Source organism: Mangrovibacterium diazotrophicum (assembly GCF_003610535.1).
Classification (GTDB): domain Bacteria; phylum Bacteroidota; class Bacteroidia; order Bacteroidales; family Prolixibacteraceae; genus Mangrovibacterium; species Mangrovibacterium diazotrophicum.
The window spans coordinates 617,917-640,633 of record NZ_RAPN01000001.1; the positions used below are offsets into that span (position 1 = coordinate 617,917).

Consider the following 22,717-nt stretch of genomic DNA (forward strand, 5'->3'; position numbering starts at 1 on the left):
TAGTGTATCCTAATGTTTGATTCTGAATTGACTTAGACCTTGAGCACAATACGGTACCTGGCTTTGCCCGCTTCGAGGTGAGCCATCGCTTCGTTTACCTTCTCGATCGGAAACTCTTCAACCATCGGGTAAATAGTGTGACGCACACAGAACTCGAGCATCGTTTTGGTCAAAGCCGGGCTGCCGATTGGACTACCTCCAACCGATTTCTCACCCATGATGAGCGAAAAGGCAGGAATTTCCATCGGTTCCAGCACTGCTCCAACCGTGTGAAGCTTTCCTTTTGGAGCCAGAGTTGACAAATAGGAATTCCAGTCCAGCTTCACGTTCGTCGTATTCAAAATGAAATTCAAGCTTCCGGCAATACTCTCCAGCTCTTTCGGGTCGCGGGAGTTAATGACTTTGGTGGCTCCCATCGCCAATATCTGTTCTTTCTTGTCTGGATTCGAACTAAAAGCGATGACTTCGCACCCCCACTTGTTTAAAAACTTCAGTGCCATGTGTCCCAACCCGCCAATGCCGATAACTCCAACTTTATCTGTTGGCTTGATACCAGCTATAATAATTGGATTGAAAACAGTGATACCACCACACAGTAACGGCCCGGCTTTTTGCAAATCAATTCCTTCAGGAAGTGAAATAGCCCAGGACCAGTGACAACGGACAAAATTGGCAAAACCGCCATGCCTTCCAACAATGGTACCTTCAAGACTTCCACAAAGGTGGTGGCTGCCATCCATACACTGTTTGCAATGCATGCAGGAGGAAGATGCCCAACCAAGACCGACGAAATCGCCAACTTTTAGACCTTTAACCTGAGAACCAACCTCTACAACTTCCCCTATAACTTCGTGACCGGGAACCAAAGGATATTGAGTCATGCCCCACTCGTTGTTCAGCATACTCAAATCAGAGTGGCAAATGCCGCAATAATGCACTTTAATATCGACCTCTTCACTACCAATATTCGGTAACTCGTAACTGAATGGGTTCAATTTTCCACCAACTTCACTTGCTGCATAAGCTTTAACTGTTGTCATAATAATCCTATTTAAGCGTTTCGAGAGTATTTCTTATAAAGTTATCGCAATAATCAATAAAACACAAAAGAGTCTTAATTTAAATTCTGACTTTATGTTTTGTATTTCAATGCTTTACAACAACGAAGATCAAATTATCATTCACGCGATTACATCCGACAGTAGCATTGCAAACCAACTCTCGCGCTGGTTGTTTTTTTAATGAATTCATTTTAACCTTGTAGGCAAACTAAAAAGATAAAGCTATGAGAATAGAATATGACGTGAAACTTGGGTTTAAAGATGTGATGTTCCGCCCCAAACGATCGACCTTAAAAAGTCGCTCGATGGTTAGTCTGGAGCGCACCTTTAAACTGATGCACAGCTCCGCAACTTGGACAGGCATCCCTATTATGGCAGCCAACATGGATACTGTCGGTACCTTTGAGATGGCTCTTGCCCTTCAGGACAAACAGCTTTTCACAGCTCTGCATAAACATTACACAATTGAGGAATGGAATTCGTTCCTCGCACAAGCGCCAACCGGGATCGAAAACTATATTGCGGTGAGTACCGGAACCGGAGCAACTGACGCGGACAAGGTCGCCGAAATTTTCAAACAAAACCCGCACTTAAAATTTATTTGCATTGATGTCGCAAACGGCTATTCCGAGCATTTCGTTCACTTTGTCAGCGAAATGAGACACAAGTTCCCGGACAAGATCATCATGGCAGGAAACGTTGTTACCGGCGAGATGGTTGAAGAGCTGTTGCTGGCTGGGGCCGACATTATTAAAGTTGGAATTGGACCGGGTTCGGTGTGTACAACACGCGTGAAAACGGGTGTTGGCTACCCGCAACTTTCTGCCATTATTGAATGCGCGGATGCAGCACACGGACTCGGCGGCCAGATCATCAGTGATGGAGGCTGCACAACTCCCGGGGACGTATCCAAAGCTTTTGGTGCCGGAGCCGATTTTGTGATGTTGGGTGGCATGCTGGCTGGTCACGACGAAAGTGGCGGCGAAACCATTGAACGAGGCGGAAAAAAGTATCGGCAGTTTTATGGCATGAGCTCGGCAACTGCCATGCAGAAACATGTTGGCGGTGTGGCCGATTATCGTGCCAGTGAAGGAAAGACCGTTGAAGTGCCCTACCGCGGACCTGTCAGCGAAACAGTTTTGGATATTTTAGGTGGAATCCGGAGTACCTGTACCTATGTGGGTGCAGCGACTCTAAAAGAACTGACCAAGCGGACGACTTTTATTCGGGTTGCAGAACAGGAAAACCGCGTGTACAAAGAATAGCTAACAACAATCTTCAAAATAAATCAGGCAGCAAAACGTAAAATTTGCTGCCTGATATTTTTAGTGTTTATGCTCTAAATAATGCTCTTTCAGGATGTCTTCCCCAAAGTCGTTTCCTTTCTCCCGCCATATGGAATGAATATGATTCCCATTTCTCTGAAACCCCATGTTGTCGTATTCAATTAGAAAATCGGGCGTATTGATGACATAGTAATGTGGTTTCCGGGACACGTAACTGCCAATCCACGCGAAATAGACGCTATCCAAACTTGTAGCATAAAACTTATCCAGATATTCGTGAGCTTTCTCGTGCTCCAGGTTATCGATATATTCCTCAATGATGTATTTCAGAAACTCCTGCTGCCTCGGATTCAAATCACTCGCTTTAATCCCCTCGTAAGTTGTTATCCTTTGCTCACTCTTCGGATTAGTAATGATATCGCCGGGAACATCTTTGCTTAACGTTGCAATAGCTTGTTGCTGCTCTGAAAGCGAATTAATCAATCGAAAACCATAATCTTCCTCTTTACTTAACACCCTAATTCCAGCGTATTTCGTTGTGTGAACTTCAGAAGGATCAGTTCCAAGGAAGAAAGGCGTGACTGAGAAATGCCCGTCAATGGCCGAACAATTCAGTGAAATATGATGTCCCTCCAGTTTAAATCCCCATGGCTCCGAATGCTCCGGTTTCCCCCAAACCGACACATAATAATTGGTATAGTCCCACTTCAGGTCTCTGATCTCGTTGATTACATCCTCATCAATTTCTTTGTTTCGGTAAGCTGATTCATAAATTACATTCAAAATATCATCCAACTGCATAATACCCGTGATCTTTAAATACCCTTGGGAACTTAGTAAAGTGGTCAGGATGCGATGAAATTGCAGCTTGCTTACCTCGGACAATTCTCCATACCGGATTCCAGGGCGTGAAGCAATACCAACCGGAAGGTTCGTCCATTTAGTTCGACTGGTATCGATGAAACTATAACTAATCTCCTGACGTTGTTCGTTGCTCAGGGTATTCAGAAATGTAGTCAACCGATCTCCAATATCCTTAACGGATTGTCCGTTTGATCCAACGGTAACAGATAAAATAGCTAATAGTCCAATGACCACTTTTTTCATGGGATTTGTTTTAAGATGAAAAGAAAAACGATAGGGAATGTATGAATGCTGTATTTATCACTCCCCATCGTTTTTTTTTTGCAGCACAGCTGCTATTTACCGCACCATCATTTCAAGCCGTCCAATTTTCAACTCTTTCCATTCTCTTGTTTTCAATCCTTCATGTACAGCTATTTGCGTCATCATATCCATCTCACCTCCCGAACCGTTCATGAAATCTGCCAACTGATTCATATCAGTGTAAAAGCTGTAAGCAATATGAGTGAAATAGGCTTCATTGCCAACCGGAAGAATTTCTCTAATCAATCCCCAGTGCCCTTTCCCACCATCGTTTACAATCTGTTGGTGCCACGGTTTAAAGATTTCGGACTCGGCTTTTTCATAGTTATCCTTGGTCTGCTTCATCAGATCCAGGGTAACAACCATGCCAACCTTCATTTTGAAATCATCATCTGTCTGGTCAACACCAACGAGCAGATTCTGGTACACCAGCTCCCGGGATTGAACCGTTTTATCCATCATTTCAGCCAGTTCTTCGTCGGTTTTGTCCGGATAGGCTTTCTTGGCGTAAGCCATCACATCCCACGAATTAACGGCATTGAGCATGTCCTTGAGGCTTTTAAAGATGGTTACGGTCAGATAGTTGGGCCCCTGTTTGGTTCCTGAGGGTAGCAAAGCCCACATGTCCCAGCCCACAATCGACTGATCAGCCACACGTTGCTGGTGAATGCCGGACCAGAAATCCTCAACGGCATAATAATCTCCCCATTGTCCAGGCTGAACTTTCATAAATTCAAATAACAAATACTCCTTGGCATCATTTTGTTGAGCACTTGCACTAAATGCCCACAATACCAAAAGTGCGAAGGTCAAGATTTTCTTCATAATTCTAATTTTAGGATTGATCAATTAACCGCCTCGATACAAAATCGAAGCCTAAATCATTAGCCGAAAGGCTAACCACATACTTAAGTTTGGGGTGGAAATAGAGAGAAGATCCGGCTGTACTACGGATTTATAATTGTTGCGGTGTCCACAGCCTGATAGAAATGAACAGATTTGCCGTCCTTCATCGTCCAGGTATGGGTGGCCTGCGCGTGAAATTTCTTGCCGGTGGCTTTGTAGGTTCCGTTATAGTAACCAACCATGACAATTTTGTCACCGCCATCAACGAACTCTCGAATCTCTAAATTGAAACCATCAATGTATTCGGGAATTTTGGCGAGTATCTTTTCAAGAACTGCATTTCGGCCAACAATTTTTCCATCACCTTCAACCATTGGCATTCCGGGGCATTCTTCCCAGACAATATCTTCAGCCCAAGTCGACAACACGGCCTCAATATTCCCCTCTGCAAAGTTTTGATATCCTTTCTTCAGAATTTCTAAATTTTTCATCGCTTCATTCTTTTAATTGAATTTTTCGGGGTGCTTTGATACAGTTTCAGCAGGCCTTTCAACACCTGCATCTATTCACTTTTAGAAGTTTGTCCGCCATGGTCACCAATCAAAACCCACTTGCCGTCTTTCTTCATCAGAATATCGGTCCACTTGCCGGAGCGTGCTTTGTTCTTACCTGTTTCGTTGTCTGTTACCACTTGCTCATAGAAATAGTCAACAAAAGCAAAGTCACCTTTCACCCAGATCGCCACGGGTGAGAGCGTGTAAAAAACAACTTTACCGCGTTGCATACCATATTCAATCCACTTACCGGTGCTCGCTTTATTTTGAGGAACTTTCGACTGATATTCCCAGCCCATGTAACTTTCGTCGAAATAAGCCAAAAAGGCCTGTGCATCTCCGCTTGACGATGCTTTCCAGTATTTTTCCACGCCAGCCCAAACATCTTGTTGCTCGGCAGTCCATTGCTGCGCGAAGCTGGTTACAGTTGCCATTAGCACGATAAATACGACAATCGAAATTGAACGATAGATTCTTTTCATAGTTCTTGGTTTTAAATGAATATATAAACCGAATGGCCAATTAAATTCCCAATTATAAAGAAGTTAAAAGCCACACTAATTTCAACTGTATCAGCTTGATTTCTGGAATTTTTCAGGGAAAGAGTGATTACTCGCTACTACGAACAAAGCAATCGAATTAGTTACATCTTATTTAGATTTATTCAAAATAAATTTCAAGGAAGGCTAATTGCTCTGAGCCGGATAACGAAAATTGAATTTGAAGTAATTTGCATTGGCTACAAAACGCACATTACTTCCCTTTTAGCTTCTCAACGTAGCTCCCTTTTACCTCGGTGATGTTTTGAATGAAAAAGAAGGCATTGGGATCGATTTTAGTAACGGCTTGTTTAATCCGATGAATCTCGAGCCGGGTAATAACGGTGACCACAATATCGCAATCATAATGAATATCAAACGAACCGGGCAGGTAGCCTCGTTCTCCCTTGTACACCGAAATTGGCTTACCAAAATCATTAACAATGAGTGATTTAATCGCCTGATCTTCCTTCGAAATGATACTCATGGCTGTAAATCCTTCAAAACCATCGACCACGTAATCCGATGTTTTCATGGCCGTGTAATAAACGAGGATTGAATACATGGCTGGCTCGATGCCGAATTTTATAGCCAATCCCAGGATGACCAGCGAGTTGAACAACATGATGATTTCGCTTGTCGTGAAACCAACTTTCCGGGTTGTGTAATGGGCGATGATTTCCAGGCCATCGACTACGCCACCGCCACGAATCACCAAGCCAATACCGAGCCCCATGAGGAAACCACCGAATACAGCGATCAACACTTTGTCTTTCGTGAATGCGGGGATATTAATGACCAGCAATAAAAGAGCCATTACCAAAATGGCTAATAGCGACTGCATGGCAAAAGTTTTACCAATTTTCTTGTAGCCAATAATCAGAAACGGAATGTTAATGGTGATGAGCAAGATTGAAATATGAATTTCAAAAACCTTGTTAAAAAGGATGGACACAGCTGTAACACCGCCGTCCAGAAAGTTGTTCGGAATCATAAAACCCTTCAACGCAATCACGGCTATCAAGTCGCCAAGCAAAGTAAAAACGATTGATGGAAGTGAGAAAATGGAACTCCAGTCTATTCCTTTTGATTTTGGCATATCTAATTTCTTTTCGTTTCACAATTAGTCGTTCCACGACCATTTATCCAATATTTGCTGCAAGTGCAACTGTTTAACGGGCTCCCTGTGTTCCCGTGCAAATGCTGTGTGGTACCGATGGGATTTCAGAAATTGCACCTGAAGACGGTCCCACTCTTCCCGATCCGACAGTTTGCCATTGGCCACAAGTTCATGAAAAAGTGTTTCTCCGGTTTCATAAAACGCGGTTGTTCCCAGGTAATCCAAATCAGAGTCACCGATGATCTTTTCCAAAACGGTAGTCGGCTGCTGGGGAATCTTCGTCGCTCGGATTATTCCGGCAATCACAGCGATCTCGTCATCTGAATAACCCAAACCGGGCAACGTTTCCTGAGCAATATCCACACTGTGTTCCTCGTGATTGTTGTAGCTACGAGTAAACCCTAAATCGTGAAAAAGTGCAGCTGTCCGCAGCAAATTAGCATCGGGCTCTCCGACACCCATTCGATCAATGTACTGCCCGCAAACTTCCAAAACGTTCAGGGTATGGTGCATGCCATGATAGCTTAAATTCTCCGGAATACATTGCTGGAAATTCTCCAGAATATAGTTCTTCAATTGATTGATATCCATATCTCAATATTCAGGCTGAAACAGTCAACCTCATTCTATAACTTCATAAATATTTACCGGCGCCAGCTTGTTTTTCAAATTCATTTCACCCACCTCGGTGCATTTAAAGAATTCCTTTACCTTTTCCCACGACTGTTCTGTGATGAGTATTTGCCCCGGTCCGGCCAGTGCTTGCAGGCGCTGTGCGATATTCACCGCATCGCCAATCACGGTATAGTCGAGACGCCGTAAGCTGGATGAACCAATATTTCCCGACACCATTTCCCCGAAATTAATTCCGATCGACACGTTTGGTTTGAAGTTCATTTGCCCGTTCAGAGCCGGCAAAGCCGCTATTTTGTTACGGACAGCCAAACAGGCGTCAATGGCACGATCAAGTTGATATTCTCCCCTAAAAACCGCCATAACCGCATCGCCAATAAACTTATCGACAAAGCCCCCATGTGCGATTATCTCTTTGACCATCAAATCGAAAAATTTATTCAGCAGCTCCACAACCGTGTCGGGCGCTTCGGTTTCGCTGACTGCAGTAAACGAACAAATATCAATGAAAGCCACCGCAGCCTCAACCGTTTCGTTTGCCATTAAGGTCGATTCAAACTCGCGGGATCCCATAAAATTGAGAACTGTCTCGTCCACATACATCTTCAGAATATTGTTTTCCTTGATGGCCCGTAGCGTTTCGCGCATTTGCTTAACAAACAAAATGGTCTTCTCCAGAGTCAGTTCGAGGTCGTTAAAATCAACCGGTTTGGTAATAAAGTCAAATGCGCCGCGATTCATCGCCGTTCGGATATTTTCCATGTCTCCGTATGCCGAAATAATGACTGACTTCAATATTGAATGCTGCTCACTGATTTTTGTCAACAGCGTCAGTCCATCCATCTCGGGCATGTTAATATCGCTTAGCACAATATCCACGTCCGAATGTTTCTGTAGCTGTTCGAGCGCATGCACCCCATTATTGGCGAATATAAACTCATACTCCTGCTCCCTTATTTTCTTCCGGAACTTTTGCTTTACCAAAGCTTCCAGATCCGCTTCGTCGTCAACTACCAATATTTTTGTCATGTCTCCAAACTTTTTATTTTGTTCTTCAATTCATTAAAATCCACCGGTTTGGTCAGAAAATCATCTGCACCAAGCTGCATCGCTTTGTTGTAATTATCTGAATCTCCGTAGGCAGTAATCATCATGACAACAGGTGGCGGTGTATGGTGATGTTTTTTTATACGTTCCAACAATTGCAGTCCGCTCATGCCGGGCATATTGATGTCAGAAAGGATTAAAATGGCTTCATGTTGGTACAACTCCATACACTTTAACGCTTCCTCGCCCGAATAGGCAAACACAAACTCAATCTCCCCGCTTTTGATTTCCCGTCTGAACCGTTGTTGAAACAAAGGTTGAACGTCCAATTCATCGTCAACTACCAGTATCTTTGTCATCATGCTATGGGTATTAATATTTTAAACTCTGTTCCGATTCCTTCTTTCGAGTCAACTGTTAAGCTGCCCCGATGTCCCTTGGTGATAATGTCGTAGCTCATACTTAAGCCCAGGCCTGTTCCCTGCCCTGCCGGTTTCGTGGTGAAAAACGGCTGATATATTTTATCGAGCACGTCCTTCGGAATACCGCTACCATTATCTGAGACCCCGATTTCAACCCTATCGCCACGCAAAGCAGTCGAGACCACCACCCGGGGCTGGTAATCGTATGGGTGATTTTTCCGTTTTTCGGACACGGCGTAAAAAGCATTGTTGATGAGGTTCAGCAACACCCGGCCAATATCCTGCGGAACGACATTCACCAATGGAAGGTTTTCATCAGCCTCTAACTTATAATCGGCGTTGAACGATTTATCCTTGGCACGCAAGCCGTGATAGGAAAGACGCAGGTACTCGTCGGCCAGTTTGTTAATGTCGCTTGGTTCTTTTTGACCACTGCTGCTGCGACTGTGCAAGAGCATTCCCTTCACAATCGCTTCAGCCCGCTTACCGTGATGATTGATTTTTAGCTCGTTATCTTTCAGATCCTGTATAATGGAACTTATTTCTTCTAGGTTTCCTTTTTCGACTTCCTCTTCCAGTTCGGTAATCAGTTCACCGTTCACTTCCGAGAAGTTATTGACAAAGTTGAGCGGATTCTGAATTTCATGCGCGATGCCGGCTGTAAGCTCACCCAGCGAAGCCATTTTTTCGGCCTGCACCAGCTGCTTTTGAGTGGCTTTAAGATTTTCGTGCGCCCGTTCCAAGTCGAGGTAGGCTGTTTTCAACTCGGCTGCTTTCTGAAGTTCTACTTCTTTTCGGGCATTTTCAACCTTTAATTCGGTTGTCCGTTTTTCCTGTTCAAGGGCTTTCTCCGATAGCTGTTCAACTTCCATAATCCGGTTTTCCAGATCAATCCTTGTCCTGGCCCGTTCGCGCGCGAGGTAAATAAGCATGGTAAGCGGTAAACTCAAGACACCGGAAAAAATCACGCTGTTTCCAAAAAACTTTGAAATTGAATTAGAAAAAATAGCGTCGGCTACGAACAATAGCAGCGATATAGAGAAAATTGAGACACCGGTTCCAATGACTATTGCGTTGCGTTTTTTCTGAACAATCGACTTAATGACCACCCTAAATCCTTCTACCAGTAGAAGCAAAATAAACGGTACCAACAGATAAGTAAAATCAAACTTCGCTCTTAGTGGTGTAATACTAACGATTGAAATAATTGTTCCTGAAAAGACAATCGGCCAAAACTGCCGGGGCATTTTTTTGTAAAAAACCGTGTAAAGGAAAAATACATAACTCGCCATGAGTAGCGGAACCAGCATAACAATAAGGAGCTGCATGATGTATGTTATTTCCGAAATCTGACGAGTAAAAAAAGCATATGCTATTATCCCGAATATGATGGTGGCCGAACCGGTGTACAAGGCGATGAAAAAGTTTTCCTTTCCCTTAAAATAAAAGAAAAACATCATGAGGTTCAGAATGGTGAACGCCAGAAAGAAAACCGGAAACGAAGTCAATAAAACAGCACTATCCATGAAGTCAGCGCGCGTTGATTCGCGAAGTTTTTCTTCGCCGCCAATGGCAAAATTGAAGCCGATATTTTTTGCGGGATTGCCATACCTTCTAAAATGCTTCAAGGCATTTTGATTGGAATAGCGAATAGCAATCACTTGAGTGGCGCAGGTGTCCAGAACACCAAAAAAGGGTTCGAAATTGGGATTATACAGCATTTCATTTATTGAATCATTACCGATTTGTCCATAGCTTTTAATCAGTTTACCATTCAGATAAATTTCCGAAGCGGCTGTCTGTCGCAAACTAAACCCCACCCTTTTGCTATACAAGGTTGAATCGATCTTAATTTCCCGGCGAAACCATCCAATTCCCTTCCATGGTGTTCCTTGTAAACTATCTGCGTAAAAAAAACTTCTCACCAGAGGCCATGAACCGTCATCAAAGGTTTTTGCCGCCCATGCCAAATCATCTCCTGCGTGATAGCTCCAATTGTCACTCAAACTAATTCCATATTTCAAAGTATCAAGCCTGTTATTCGAAATCATCCCTTCTGCCGGGATCAGGTCTGTCAACTGACTTCGAACAGCATAAACACGCTCAGGGAGATAATCTTGTGCCGATTTTTCGATGGTCTCTGCATCCAAAATCCCTTCATAAATATTGAAGGCATCGATTGATCCAAGCCAGGTTGGATTACTGTCATAACCACTTTTGCACAAGTAAGCGACCTGTTCTCCCAAATTTGACAGAATGTTGACGGGAAATGGCTCGTTTGACTGTGAGCCAACTAAAAGCCCATCAACATAAAGTTTCAATACCTGATCGTCAAATGTCGTTACAACATGATGAGGTTGTCCGTCATCCAAGGCATTGCATCTGACTGACGTGGAAGTCATCCAGGGGTTCGAATAGTTTTTACAGGCAATAACCGACCGTGTAAAACCCCGACTTTTTACCGATTGAAAAAAATAATTTGCTATCCGTTGGCCATCCGAGCGACCAAAAAAGGATAACATCGTGCTGATGTTATTGTCCTTTCCCGCAACGATATAGGCCTCGAATGACAGTGATGAATACGTATTTAATTTGATTAACTGAGCAGGAAGCTCAATATACTGGCCATTCGCACTGGTGATGTATTTCCCGTTTTCAATTTTACCGCCGTGCATTTGTCCGTCGGCATTACCTACCTGATCGTTCGCCGAACCATCGTCGAACGTGTAGGAATGCGTCAACACAGCCACTTGAGCCAGCAGTTCCGCGTTACTGAGACATACGATCAACACAATCGAAAACAACATTTTTATTGCTATAATTACTCTCATGCAACGGGTGTATTGAGGGTTATTCTGAATGTTGTTCCGACACTCTCAACTGACTCGACTTCTATCTCTCCGCCATGTGCCTTTACAATATCGTAGCTTAGACTCAACCCAAGCCCGGTTCCCTGCCCAGTTGGCTTGGTAGTGAAGAAGGGGTGAAAGATTTTTTCTTTGACCATTTCCGGAATACCTGGACCATTATCCATCACGCTGATTTCGATCTTGTCAGCCTTATGTTTTGTACGAACAATAACTTGCGGCTGGTAGTCCGCGAAGTGAAGTTTCGATTTTTCTGCAACTGCATAAAAAGCATTGTTGATCAGGTTCAACAACACGCGTCCGATATCCTGAGGAACGATCTCAATGTTAGGAATACTGTTATCTGCCTCCAACTCAAATTCAGCATTGAACGACTTGTCCTTTGCACGCAGCCCATGATAGGAAAGCCGCAGGTATTCATCCGCCAGCTTATTGATGTCGGTGGGTTCCTTTTTTCCTGATCCGGCACGACTGTGTTGTAGCATTCCCTTTACAATCGATTCGGCTCGCTTCCCGTGGTGATTTATTTTTTCAAGGTTCTTTACAACGTCTTCGATAATCGCTTTCACTTCTTCCATTTCACCATTTTCAATTTCCTCTTGCAACTCCTCCAGTAGTTCAGTACTTACCTCTGAAAAATTATTCACGAAGTTGAGCGGATTCTGAATCTCGTGAGCAATACCGGCAGTTAACTCTCCCAACGAAGCCATTTTTTCGGATTGAACTAATTGCGATTGTGCCGCCTTTAATTCATTCAGCGTAATTTCAATTTTATTTTTGGCTTCTTCCAGCTGCTTAAAATCTTCGTAACGGGCATAGGCGATAGAGAAAGCTTCGGACAAGGTTTTCACCAATTCAATGTTTTCGATTGATAAATGTTCCCTGTTACCCACGTACAACATTCCTTGTTTGAACGGCACAAAATGAAGGTCTAGCGATTCAGGTGCCGAAGCCGCACCCTGGTAGCTTTCAGCGGTTTCAATTTGTCCGATCTCCATCATCGATCGGGTCCACTCGACGAATTGCTCGCGATTCCAATGGGTATGGAAGATTAGTTTATCACGCCAGTGTTCAAGCGTATTGCGGGTTAATTCGTTCGCATCAAAAGCAAGGTTTAAAACAGCGAGAGCCTTGCCTTCCGGGGTCGACAAATACACTTCAAGTTTCTGCTTATTTTCATTAATGATAAAAACACCACAACGGATAAACGGAACTTCCAGCGCTTTCAACTCACGCCAGATTACCGGCGTAATTCGGTTCAGGTCTTCGGAAGTTCTCATACTGGCTATTTCTCCGCGTATTCGATCCAGAGATGCTTGTCTCAAGGCTTCTTTCGCTTGGATCTCCGCCTTTTGGATGTCGAGAAACCGAATATAAGCCTGCTCAAACACCTGGGCGAACCGTTTTAAAACTTCTTTTTCACTATCTGTGGGAACATATCCGGTATGCGAAGGAATAAGCAAGGCTGAATTCTTCGACCATGCAAAGCTCAGTGTATGGTGTTTTTGCACAAACATCCATTGCTTAAATTCTTCCGGGAAATACCGGTAATCGGAATTTTCAAAAGCGTATTCAAAGAAGCTGTTCTTTTCAGCGACCGAATAAGCCTTACTAAAAAATTCGTCGCCTCTAAGCTTTGAACTCCAGGAATCCTCAAAAATAACATGATCGAAATATGGAAGTAGGTAACTTCCGGAATAGGAAAAATCAGGTGCTGCTATCCAGTGCCTGACATCTTTTGAGTCTGGAAAATAGGTACAAATAATCACACCACCCGCATCAACTATAATCCCTAAATCGTTTAAACGATCGGCAACGGTCGTTACCACTTCCTGCAATTCATTACTTTTCCGCATAGACATTGTCCGTGAACGCACTCTTTCCAATGCCGCTTCAATCTGCGCTTCACGGGTCTGTGCTTCAGCTTTTATCAAATCCTGATACCGGCGGAAGGTGAGCGAGAATACTTTCGTAAACCGAAGAAAAATAGTCAGTTCCTCCTGAGAAATCGGTTTTAGAGTGTAAGCAAACAACATTCCTTCGCTGAAATTGAACGTATTAATTATCTGCCGCTCAGGATAGTTTTCGACCAAAGGGAAACGATACTCCGATTGTTGTTCGAGCAGATGGTAGTAACTACGAATTTGATCGTTACCCACCATCTCATAGGAATAGAAAGCTTGTTGTTGTTGCCAGCTTTCCATCGAGCCCGCAATCATTGGGTGAAATGAAAAATCCAGTTGACCGTTTATTACGTCCAACACTTGTTGGCTTTCGGGTGACAGTGGTGTTGACCAAATATCAAAAACTGATCCTTTAACATGAGTCGCGATTCCGCACCTCTCCATTTTGATTCCCAGCCGGCCCAGTTCGTTAAAAACAATGGCGGTAGCATCCGAAATATCCTCGCTGTTTCGCATCGCCATTGCTTTGGCACGCACCCGTTCCAGCGAAGCTTCGATTTGAGCTTCCCGAGCCTGTTTTTCTGCCCTTTGGAGATCAAGAAATCGGGTGTAGGTTTGTTTAAACTCCTTGGCAAAACGTATGAAAATATCGTGCGCGCTTTTATCATGCTCATAAGTGATAAACAGGAGATGGCCAATCTCGAAATAAGCTACATGGTCAATTTGTGAATCAGGAAGAGAAATTCCCGCCTTTTTTAAATCACGCAACGCATCTCCCAACGCCGGAAGAGATAACAGGTATTCGTAATGCGCAGCACACTCTTCTCCGTTGAATTCCTTTACATACAACTTTTCTCCGCTGTTGCGATGATCGAAATACTCTTTAAAAAAACTTTCACGGGGTGTTTTATAGAAAGGCAGGTATCCCTTTTCGTTGCTGAACCATTCGTAATCGCCCTCTTCATCGTCAGCATAAATATGAAAGGCGCACCCCCACGCTTTAATTCCCAAGTCTCGTACTTGTTTGGCCATCAAAAAAGCAGCATCACTTAATTCCTCACTTTTTTGCATCGCCATTGTTCGGGCGCGCACCCGTTCCAGCGCCGCCTCAATCTCAAGTTCCCGGTTTTGCCGTTGTAGCTCAGCCGTTTTTTCATCGACTAACCGCTGCAATTCCTCATTTTTCTTTTTCAACTCGTCCTTGTGCCAGGTATCGCCTTCCGTTTCAACGGCTTTCGATCCATGAACATGTGCAACTTTCCAGGTGTTCCCGTCAAACTCAAATACCGAGGTAAGCCGAAGCGGGATGACCTGCCTCGAGCCATCCAAATTCATCGATATTTCAAATTCGTCGGTATAAATCGCAGCATCTTCGTCGGGGCTAATTCTCCGATGGATCGGTTTTCGAAGAAATTCAATTTCAATGCCGGCACCTTGTTCCCGCTGATCAATAACCATTTGTCGAAACCGTCCAATATCCAAAAACTTTTCATCCAGGGTCGATCCAAATCCCTTCAAATCCTCAACTACAAAATCACTCATTCTTTCGATGGGAAAATCATAGGCGATTAAATTGATGTAATCGTCGAATGCTTGCTGGAGTTGCTTGGCTTTTGTCGGATTCATGGTCAAATCAGCTTTTAGGTAATTGAACGAAAAACTTAGTCCCCACTCCCTCTTCGGTTTCAACTTTTAGTTCCCCTCCATGCGCCTTCACAATATCGTAGCTCAAACTCAATCCAAGGCCGGTTCCCTGCCCGGTTGGTTTGGTTGTGAAAAAGGGTTGAAAGATCTTCGTCTTGACGGATTCCGGGATTCCGTTCCCGTTGTCTTGTACTTCAATTTCCAGATTATGGTTCGCCATCCGTAAACTGACAGTTACCGCCGGTTTGAATTCCGGGCTTTGCCGGGCTTTTTCAGCGACGGCATAAAAGGCATTATTCATCAAATTGAGCAGCACCCTGCCCAAATCCTGGGGTACCACTTCAATTTTCGGAATATCGTCCGCCGCTTCCAGTTTAAATTCGGCATTGAAGTTTTTGTCTTTTGCGCGCAGACCATGGTAAGACAAACGCAGATATTCATCTGCCAATGCGACCATATCAGTTAGTTCCTTTTTCTGATCCCCCATGCGCGAATGTTCCAGCATCCCGCGTACAATACTGGCCGCACGGGTTCCATGGTGGTTTATTTTTTCGAGGTTTTGGCGGATATCCGTCGCAATTGCTTTTACTTCGTCCAGATCGCCTTTTTCAAGTTCTTCATGCAGTTCCTCCATCAACTCGTTGCTAACCTCAGAGAAGTTGTTTACAAAATTCAGCGGGTTTTGAATCTCGTGCGCAATTCCGGCAGTCAATTCACCCAGCGATGCCATTTTCTCGGATTGAATTAATTGCGACTGAGTGGCCTTTAACTCGGCCATGGTCATTTCAATCTCGCGGGTGCGCTCCCTGACTTTCTCTTCGAGGTTTCCGTAAAGCCGCGCATTCTCAATCGATATGCCGATTTGCCCGGAAAGCATTTGGAGGAGTTCGATCCGGTTGGCATCAAAAACGCCTTTTAGCAAACTGTTTTCGAGGTACAGCAGACCACTTAACTGCCCCAGTGCCGTAATGGGCAAACACAGAATTGATGCTGATTTTTGCTGTTTGATGTAAGGATCATTTTTGAAACGATCCTCCTGCTGTGCATCGTGAATGACCACGCTTTCTTCGGTACGCCAGCAATAGTTCACGACCGCTATCGGCACAAAATTTTGCTGACTAACCGGCAACGATGGTAGAATCTCTATTCCTTCATTTCCGGAGATACCGACCGCCTCAACACAGAGTTTTTTGTCTTTCACCAGCAACAGGCAACCGCGCTCGGCACCCGCATTTTCAATGGTAATATGCATGAGCTTTTTCAACAGGCCATCATACTTCACTTCCTCGGCAATGCTCTGCGAAGCTTTGATAGCACTCGCCAAATCGAGTGCCGACTTAGTCGATCCTCCGGTGAAAGTTGAAGTTGCTGCTCCCCAAGTTGACGCCGGTGTTACCGATTTCACAAACCAATCGGGAAACTGTTCTTCCAACTGGCGGCACTTCAAAGCTGCTCCCCATTCCAAGTAGGCCTGCCAGGCTTTTTGCACATACATTTTCTGTTGACCAACGAGACTTGCTGTCGCGCACATATTTGCTGCACATTCATAAGTCAATGCGACTACATGTTTCAAATTCTGCTTTTTAGCCGTTGCAACAGCCTTCTCATATTCTTTCAGTGCAGTACCAACATCACCTTTCAAAGCATACCATTCGGCTTGCAAGAGCTGCTGCTGCGCAATAAAATTCTCCCGGCATCCTTCCACCCAATATTTGAAGTTATTGAGATGCGAATTAAACTCCTTCCGATAGTGTTTTTTGTCGCTTTCACTCAGTTCAGCATAACAGGCCGAAATAATTAGCGCGATATAAAGACTGTTCTCCGCAATAAGAATATCGCCAATATTATTTTCAGCATATTCAAGCACGACGCGACTTTGGGCTAAAGCCTCCTGATTTTGTCCCTGATAAAAGAGCAAAAAGCATTTTGCAGACTGATAAAATCCCAACTTCGTGCGATTTCCCTCGTCTAACAGGCCCTGTTCGAATGCCTTCCCATTGAAATTTTCATCATCCCAGGTACCTTCTTTGGTTTGTCCGGCCAGGGCCTTTGCCAACTGGTAAAGCGGATAGAAGAAGTCTCCTCCTCCCCGTTCATTCCGAATCAGTCCCAAATGATCCTGGCTCTCCTCCAACAAGGTTTTCAACTCGTCTCCCAGTGCAAACCGGTAACGAAAAATAAGCGCAACCGTGTAACCTGTAAAAATGTTGTCGCCATTCATCACACAGCCCTTCAGGGTCTCCGGAATGTGCTGCAACATCTCTCGGCGGGGATATCGCCAATGCGCGTAAAAGCAATAAATGGTGTAGGATAAGCGCCACTTTACCACCGGATGCTTCGTGCGTTTGTTCAGTTTCTGCGTAATTTCCCAAATTGAAAAGCCAAGTTTCTGGAGTTTCAAACCTTCCAGTACCACCACTGCAAAACCAGAGAATCCCCAGCCGCAAGCATTGGAGAATCCGTACTTCAGGTAAAGTGTAATTACTTTGAAAACCGACAACATCATCAGGTATCGGTTCTCCTGGTAAGCGCTGGTCGACAGGTCAATCATGAAGGTATTCAATGCGATCATCTCCTCATCGGTCGCTTCGGGCCGTTTGGCTAGTTGATCGCGATCCCGGTATTTCGTATGAATCAGGAAAATGTACTTCAGCAGTGTATACATCGCAGCCAGTTGTCGGCCCAGCTCGCTTTGCGGAAAACGAATCCCGTACAAACGGGCAGCCTCCAGCCCGAGGCGTAGCGACTCGCGCGTATTTCCCATTTTCAGGTAAAGTGACGAATGCATGTAGTACACATTCAGCTTTTCAAAATTCGTTCGGGCATAACCCAAAATCTCTTTAAATAGTTCTTCAGCTTCATCCGGATTTTCATTCAGGTATTCGCACGTTCCCAATTCAAACAGAAGTTGAAAAGTCAGTTCATAATCATTCGCCCAGCTATATTTCCCCAACATACCTCGACCGGCCCGCAAAAAGTTTACCGCCAAACCATAGGACGTTGAATCTTTCGCTTTTCGACCGGCAATCAAACACAACTCCGTTATTCGCTTTTTCTCCTCATCATCCTCCAGCAAGTGCTTGCTGATCACAAAATGGTTGAGTAGCTCGAAAATGTTTTCTTCAATATCGCTATCCGATTTATTTTGCAAGAGCAGACGGCCGATCCGCAAATGAACGCCCGCCATTTCGTCAGCTGCAATCAGGTTATAGGCCGCTTGTTGTACTTTATCGTGACTAAACGAAAAGCTCAGATTTTGGCTAGTCAGTTCCTTTTCCAATTCCGGCGTGTAATGTCGCGCACTGAGAGCCATTAGCCGAAACCGTTTATTGCCTGTCGTTAGAAATCCCTCTTTCACTGCAGGAGTTAAAACCCCGTACACCAGAGATATTGATTTTTCGGTACTGCGAGCTAATTCCGAAAGCGGAAACGTACTTCCCAAAACGGCAGCATATTTCAACACTTCACGTGTTTCATCGGGTAAAGTAGAAAAACCCTCCGTCATCAAATCAACCACATTTTCAGTGTAGCCCAGCTTATCAATTTTCTTCTGACTCCAAACCCAATTATTCGATTCATCCCTGTGAACCAGCTTTTTATCGTAGAGTGTTTTCAAAAAGCTGTGAATAAAGAAAGGATTTCCTTTCGTTTTTTGGTAGACATGGTTTCCAAGCTCCAGAGCCTGATCTTTCTTCATCCCAAACGAATCGGCTATAATCAAACATGTTGTTTCCAGCTTGAGAGGCTGTAAACTGATCTTTTTTATTCGCAAAGCAGAATCCTGCATCTGCCGGAGCGTAATCATCAGCGGGTGTCCTTTGTCGACTTCGTTGTCCCGGTACGCGCCGAGGATTAAAATCTGGTCTTGTCGGGGATTCTGCACAATGCGCCGCATCAGGTTCAGCGAAGGTAAATCAGCCCACTGGAGGTCGTCTAAAAATATCACCAGCGGATGCTCCGTTGTACTGAACGCATAAATAAAGTCGAGCAAAACCATGTTGAACCGATTCTCCTGCTCGGCCGGTTGAAGTTTCTCGACCGGCGGTTGGTAGTCAATAATTTTTGAAAGCAGTGGAACAACTTCGGTTATCAATGCCGCATTTTCACCCAGAACCTGGCTAATTCGTTCTTTCCAAAATTCAATTTTACTCTCCGGCTCCGACAACAGATTCCGAATAAAGTCGCGGATCGCCTCAATAAAGGCAAAATAGGGAATGTCTTTTTTGAACTGATCAAACTTACCACTGACAAATGTCCCCTGACGCTGAATAATCGGAAATTTTATATGACGAATCAAAGCCGATTTCCCCACACCGGAGTAGCCGCCAACCAGCACTAAAATCGATTTCAGCTCATTTAAACTTTCGTAATACTCCACCAGCTCAGCCAATTCAACCTCGCGCCCGTAAAGTTTCTGACTGGGCTTATACTGATCGACAAAATCGTTTTGTCCCGCTGTAAATTCAACTAAAGGTTTTCCATTTAGGTAATGCTTTTTTATCGTTTGCAAATCAGCTTTCAGCGAGGCTGCGTTGTGGTAACGTTCATCCGGATTTTTATCGAGCAATTTGAAAATAACCTGCTCCAAGCCGGTTGGCAAATTCGGCACAACTGAACTGATGGGAAGTGGATTGCGAGACAAATGAAAATGAATGACCTCCAGGGGATCAATTGAATCGAAAGGAGGTTTGCCGGTAAGCAATTCGTACAATAAAATACCACAGGAATAAAAATCGCAACTCTGTGTGATGGCAAATGAAGTCCGGCCGGTTTGTTCGGGAGCAATATAAGCCAATGTTCCCTCAATTTGCTCCAGGCTCAGCAAATCATTGGTCTCAGACTGCAGATTCGAGGAAATCCCAAAATCCAGCAGTTTCAACTGACCGGAATTGTCCAGCATCACATTGCTTGGATTGATATCCTTGTGGATGACTTGATTTTGATGCAGGTAAAGCAGCACCTCGGCCAATTGAATTCCAATATCCAAAACTTCCGCAATAGACATTCTGCGCTCAAAAACCCGTTTGCGCAAATCAATGCCATCGACGTATTCCTGAACGAGGGTCACCGTGTTTCCGCTTGTCAACAGTTCGTGTACTTTGGGAACGGCAGGATGATCCAGACGACGAAGGATTTCGTACTCGTGAGCCAATTTCGACGCTAACAGAATATTTCCATCAAGCAGTTGCGACTGTTTCAAAACAACTTGCACACCGTCAGCTTCCCTGGTCGCCAAAATGATCTGATTTCGATCATTGGCAAACAAGGTGCGAAGTTTCCGGTAATCGTGATCGATAATTCGTGTTTCGGCCACACTCATATTATAATTTTTGGATGGATAATAAACCGTAGAACCAAAGGTTTTTTTCCAATGCTTCGTACTGTCGGATGGACGCGAAATGGTTCCCGTGGTTGACACGATTTCGTAAACCAACAACTTTCAAAAATTGTCCAAAGGTCCACAACTTGCTGGCCATGGAATGCAAATGTCGCAGCGAAGGCCTTGTGTACCGGGTAATATCCTCCATCTGAAACCCGGTAAAACCGCAAGCTTCAACATTCTGTTGATGTTCGGCTTGTGTATCGATATCTTTGATCGACCATCCGTTTAACCAGGCATGCAACAAATCTTCGCCCGCAGGTTCGAGTGGACGGGCTATTCGAAAATAGTCGGCGCAGATCAAGCGACCACCGGGTTTCAGCAGCCGGAATGCTTCCTTGTAAAAGTCTGCTTTGTTAGCCGAGTGGCACATGCTCTCGCACGCCCAAATCACCGAAAAAGACTCATCTTCAAAATTGGTATGGTGATAGTCTTGCTCTGAGAATTTAACCCGGGAAGAAAGCTTTCTTTTTCGAGCTTCTTTTTGTGCAATCTCGACCTGGTGAGGAACCAACGTTATTCCATTCACCTCTACATTGAATCGTTCGGCTAACCAAATCGAGCTGGCTCCCTGACCGCAACCTGCATCCAAAATTCGGTCGCCATCAGCAATATTAACGGCCTGTGCCATTACCTCGTTTAAACGGGTCAGTGCTGTACCGTGGCTCTCTGCTTGCTCATCGTGAAAGCCAAAATGAACAGATCGGGTTTTTTGACGAAACCAAAGAATGCGGTAGTCCAGGCGGGTGTTGTCGTAATAACTGACAATTGATTTTCTGTATTCAAAATCCATTTTTGTGCTCTTTTAGGTTAACCTTTCAATGCCCAATCGTCCAACAAATTCTTTGGAATCCGGAAGCCCGATTCTTTATCTTTCCGAAAGTGTTTATTCAGTATCGCGATCATGATTCCTCCAACAGATTTCATGGCATCATCAATCGCATCCTCCTCCAGTTCCTCGATCGGAAGTTCTGTTCCCGGCACATGAATGGCAAGGTGTAAACCCTTAATATGCAAATCAATCATCTGATCCTGTTTGATATCGCGTCCTAAAAACGAAGCAATCAGCAAAACAATTCGCTCAAACCAACTGGTTTTTGGTTTCGCTGTCTCGTATTGAGATTTCTTCTTTTTGATAACTTCATGATAGTTGTGCAGTTCGTCGTGCAGGTGGTCGTCCAGTTGATCCTCGTGCTCTTCCTTTTTTTCTTCATCGGTGTGCACTTCAAACAGCTCGGGGTATTTTGTTTCGAAAGACGGGCCCAACATGCGATGAAAGCAATCCGGGAACTGCTCATCGGCAAGCATTTTGCGCATCATCAGCAAGGTTAATTTATGGGAGAGGTGAAAATGTACCAGTGTTTCGACCAAAGCTTCTGCTAACGGAATCCCAGCCTCAGTTTTGTCCTTAAACAGATGTGCGTAAACCGCATGCTGAAGGCTCCAGGCCTCTTCCACATTTCCGGCGATCAGTTCTTCTTTGACCCCCATGATTCGACCAATGGTTTTCCAGGTGTGGAACCAGGCACGCTGTTCATCAGCAGTCAGCGGCTCGCCGAGCATTTCCATTCCTTTAAAGAACTCCAGCGAGAAAACCTGGTTTGTCGCAATCAAATCTTCCTGGCTGATCGGCATTCCCCATTTTGCGTCCCATTCCTCACCCATCATATCCGATTTCAGAATAATATGCCGCATCGCTGCGTGCATGATGCGAATTTTCAGAGCGGTGAGAAGTCCTCGTTTTTGGGGCATCCACCACTCTTCGTCCATCACATCGAAAACAAACTGGGCTGTCTCGAATACCCGGCGTTCGGTATGATCTCTCAGCAATTTGGTAATGCGTAAAACATTGGCAGGCTTTTCAGCCATGTAAGTGTAAGGCAGGGCTCTAAAAAACAGGATGAAAACGAAATACATCCCCTTTTTCTTCCAAATCTCGTGCGTTTGTTGAAATAAAGAAATGTCACCTTCCGTGAAGGGATAATCGATTTCCTTTGCCAGGAAATGTTGCATCTCATCCGGCAGTTTCGACGATGAAAAACCATCATTGGTGGCCATTTTCTTTAAAATGTCCCCCAGCACCGTAAAATCAGAGGAATCTTTGTAAACTGCTAAAACTGCCGCATCGGCGGGGTCGTCCATCTCATGGCGTAGTTGTTCCAGGTCTATTCCCTTCCACTCGTACCTCGAATCGTTCTTTTTCATTATTTCGGAGTTTAGTTTTATGCAAAAAAGAGACGACCTGTC

Annotated in this window: 15 protein-coding genes; 1 reads left to right on the forward strand and 14 read right to left on the reverse strand. The window is 44.4% G+C overall.

All coding sequences use genetic code 11. From position 1 onward, the window contains the following. Positions 1-32 precede the first annotated feature (32 nt). Complete coding sequence (gene ahr / locus BC643_RS02705) at positions 33-1,040, reverse strand: NADPH-dependent aldehyde reductase Ahr (RefSeq protein ID WP_120271629.1); 1,008 nt, start codon at positions 1,038-1,040, stop codon at positions 33-35. 245 nt (positions 1,041-1,285) lie between these two features. Here ahr and BC643_RS02710 point away from each other — a divergent pair, with 245 nt between their 5' ends. After that, complete coding sequence (locus BC643_RS02710; RefSeq protein ID WP_120271630.1) at positions 1,286-2,326, forward strand: GMP reductase; 1,041 nt, start codon at positions 1,286-1,288, stop codon at positions 2,324-2,326. A gap of 60 nt (positions 2,327-2,386) precedes the next feature. Here the strand turns inward: BC643_RS02710 and BC643_RS02715 are convergent, their stop codons facing one another. From BC643_RS02715 to BC643_RS02775, 13 genes are all read right to left on the reverse strand, one after another. Continuing rightward, positions 2,387-3,454 (reverse strand): DUF3500 domain-containing protein, encoded by a 1,068-nt coding sequence (locus BC643_RS02715; RefSeq protein WP_120271631.1) that lies wholly within the window; start codon positions 3,452-3,454, stop codon positions 2,387-2,389. A 96-nt stretch (positions 3,455-3,550) separates the two neighbouring features. Next, complete coding sequence (locus BC643_RS02720; RefSeq protein WP_120271632.1) at positions 3,551-4,339, reverse strand: hypothetical protein; 789 nt, start codon at positions 4,337-4,339, stop codon at positions 3,551-3,553. Positions 4,340-4,461: 122 nt separating this feature from the next. Further along, on the reverse strand, positions 4,462-4,851 hold the full coding sequence (locus BC643_RS02725; RefSeq protein ID WP_120271633.1) for a nuclear transport factor 2 family protein: 390 nt from the start codon (positions 4,849-4,851) through the stop codon (positions 4,462-4,464). A gap of 71 nt (positions 4,852-4,922) precedes the next feature. Next, positions 4,923-5,396, reverse strand: coding sequence for a YybH family protein (locus tag BC643_RS02730; protein ID WP_120271634.1), 474 nt, complete (start codon positions 5,394-5,396; stop codon positions 4,923-4,925). A 271-nt stretch (positions 5,397-5,667) separates the two neighbouring features. Further along, positions 5,668-6,552: a YitT family protein gene (locus tag BC643_RS02735; RefSeq protein ID WP_120271635.1), complete on the reverse strand. Its 885-nt coding sequence runs from the start codon at positions 6,550-6,552 to the stop codon at positions 5,668-5,670. 24 nt (positions 6,553-6,576) lie between these two features. Continuing rightward, positions 6,577-7,164, reverse strand: a complete 588-nt coding sequence (locus tag BC643_RS02740; protein WP_120271636.1) for an HD domain-containing protein — start codon at positions 7,162-7,164, stop codon at positions 6,577-6,579. A gap of 30 nt (positions 7,165-7,194) precedes the next feature. Further along, a complete protein-coding gene (locus BC643_RS02745; RefSeq protein ID WP_120271637.1) occupies positions 7,195-8,235 on the reverse strand; it encodes a response regulator in 1,041 nt (346 codons plus the stop codon). Next, complete coding sequence (locus BC643_RS02750; RefSeq protein ID WP_120271638.1) at positions 8,232-8,615, reverse strand: response regulator; 384 nt, start codon at positions 8,613-8,615, stop codon at positions 8,232-8,234. The genes BC643_RS02745 and BC643_RS02750 overlap by 4 nt, the downstream gene beginning before the upstream one ends. Then, positions 8,612-11,506 (reverse strand): ATP-binding protein, encoded by a 2,895-nt coding sequence (locus tag BC643_RS02755; RefSeq protein WP_120271639.1) that lies wholly within the window; start codon positions 11,504-11,506, stop codon positions 8,612-8,614. Before BC643_RS02755 ends, BC643_RS02750 begins: the two co-directional genes overlap by 4 nt. Further along, the gene (locus BC643_RS02760) at positions 11,503-15,072 is read right to left on the reverse strand and encodes an ATP-binding protein (protein ID WP_120271640.1); all 3,570 of its coding nucleotides are present in this window, start codon (positions 15,070-15,072) and stop codon (positions 11,503-11,505) included. Before BC643_RS02760 ends, BC643_RS02755 begins: the two co-directional genes overlap by 4 nt. 7 nt (positions 15,073-15,079) lie before the next feature. Then, positions 15,080-20,410 (reverse strand): trifunctional serine/threonine-protein kinase/ATP-binding protein/sensor histidine kinase, encoded by a 5,331-nt coding sequence (locus tag BC643_RS02765; protein ID WP_120271641.1) that lies wholly within the window; start codon positions 20,408-20,410, stop codon positions 15,080-15,082. Position 20,411: 1 nt separating this feature from the next. Continuing rightward, the gene (locus tag BC643_RS02770) at positions 20,412-21,263 is read right to left on the reverse strand and encodes an SAM-dependent methyltransferase (protein ID WP_120271642.1); all 852 of its coding nucleotides are present in this window, start codon (positions 21,261-21,263) and stop codon (positions 20,412-20,414) included. A gap of 17 nt (positions 21,264-21,280) precedes the next feature. Beyond that, a complete protein-coding gene (locus BC643_RS02775) occupies positions 21,281-22,675 on the reverse strand; it encodes an oxygenase MpaB family protein (protein ID WP_120271643.1) in 1,395 nt (464 codons plus the stop codon). Between the last annotated feature and the right edge of the window lie 42 nt (positions 22,676-22,717).

Bases quoted from the DNA above. Each gene is read 5' to 3' on its own strand.
- BC643_RS02710 (WP_120271630.1), top strand. From the start codon at position 1,286: ATGAGAATAGAATATGACGTGAAACTTGGGTTTAAAGATGTGATGTTC.
- BC643_RS02775 (WP_120271643.1), bottom strand. From the start codon at position 22,675: ATGAAAAAGAACGATTCGAGGTACGAGTGGAAGGGAATAGACCTGGAA.
- BC643_RS02730 (WP_120271634.1), bottom strand. From the start codon at position 5,396: ATGAAAAGAATCTATCGTTCAATTTCGATTGTCGTATTTATCGTGCTA.
- BC643_RS02745 (WP_120271637.1), bottom strand. From the start codon at position 8,235: ATGACAAAAATATTGGTAGTTGACGACGAAGCGGATCTGGAAGCTTTG.
- BC643_RS02765 (WP_120271641.1), bottom strand. From the start codon at position 20,410: ATGAGTGTGGCCGAAACACGAATTATCGATCACGATTACCGGAAACTT.
- ahr (WP_120271629.1), bottom strand. From the start codon at position 1,040: ATGACAACAGTTAAAGCTTATGCAGCAAGTGAAGTTGGTGGAAAATTG.
- BC643_RS02725 (WP_120271633.1), bottom strand. From the start codon at position 4,851: ATGAAAAATTTAGAAATTCTGAAGAAAGGATATCAAAACTTTGCAGAG.
- BC643_RS02750 (WP_120271638.1), bottom strand. From the start codon at position 8,615: ATGATGACAAAGATACTGGTAGTTGACGATGAATTGGACGTTCAACCT.
- BC643_RS02735 (WP_120271635.1), bottom strand. From the start codon at position 6,552: ATGCCAAAATCAAAAGGAATAGACTGGAGTTCCATTTTCTCACTTCCA.
- BC643_RS02740 (WP_120271636.1), bottom strand. From the start codon at position 7,164: ATGGATATCAATCAATTGAAGAACTATATTCTGGAGAATTTCCAGCAA.
- BC643_RS02720 (WP_120271632.1), bottom strand. From the start codon at position 4,339: ATGAAGAAAATCTTGACCTTCGCACTTTTGGTATTGTGGGCATTTAGT.
- BC643_RS02715 (WP_120271631.1), bottom strand. From the start codon at position 3,454: ATGAAAAAAGTGGTCATTGGACTATTAGCTATTTTATCTGTTACCGTT.
- BC643_RS02770 (WP_120271642.1), bottom strand. From the start codon at position 21,263: ATGGATTTTGAATACAGAAAATCAATTGTCAGTTATTACGACAACACC.
- BC643_RS02760 (WP_120271640.1), bottom strand. From the start codon at position 15,072: ATGAATCCGACAAAAGCCAAGCAACTCCAGCAAGCATTCGACGATTAC.
- BC643_RS02755 (WP_120271639.1), bottom strand. From the start codon at position 11,506: ATGAGAGTAATTATAGCAATAAAAATGTTGTTTTCGATTGTGTTGATC.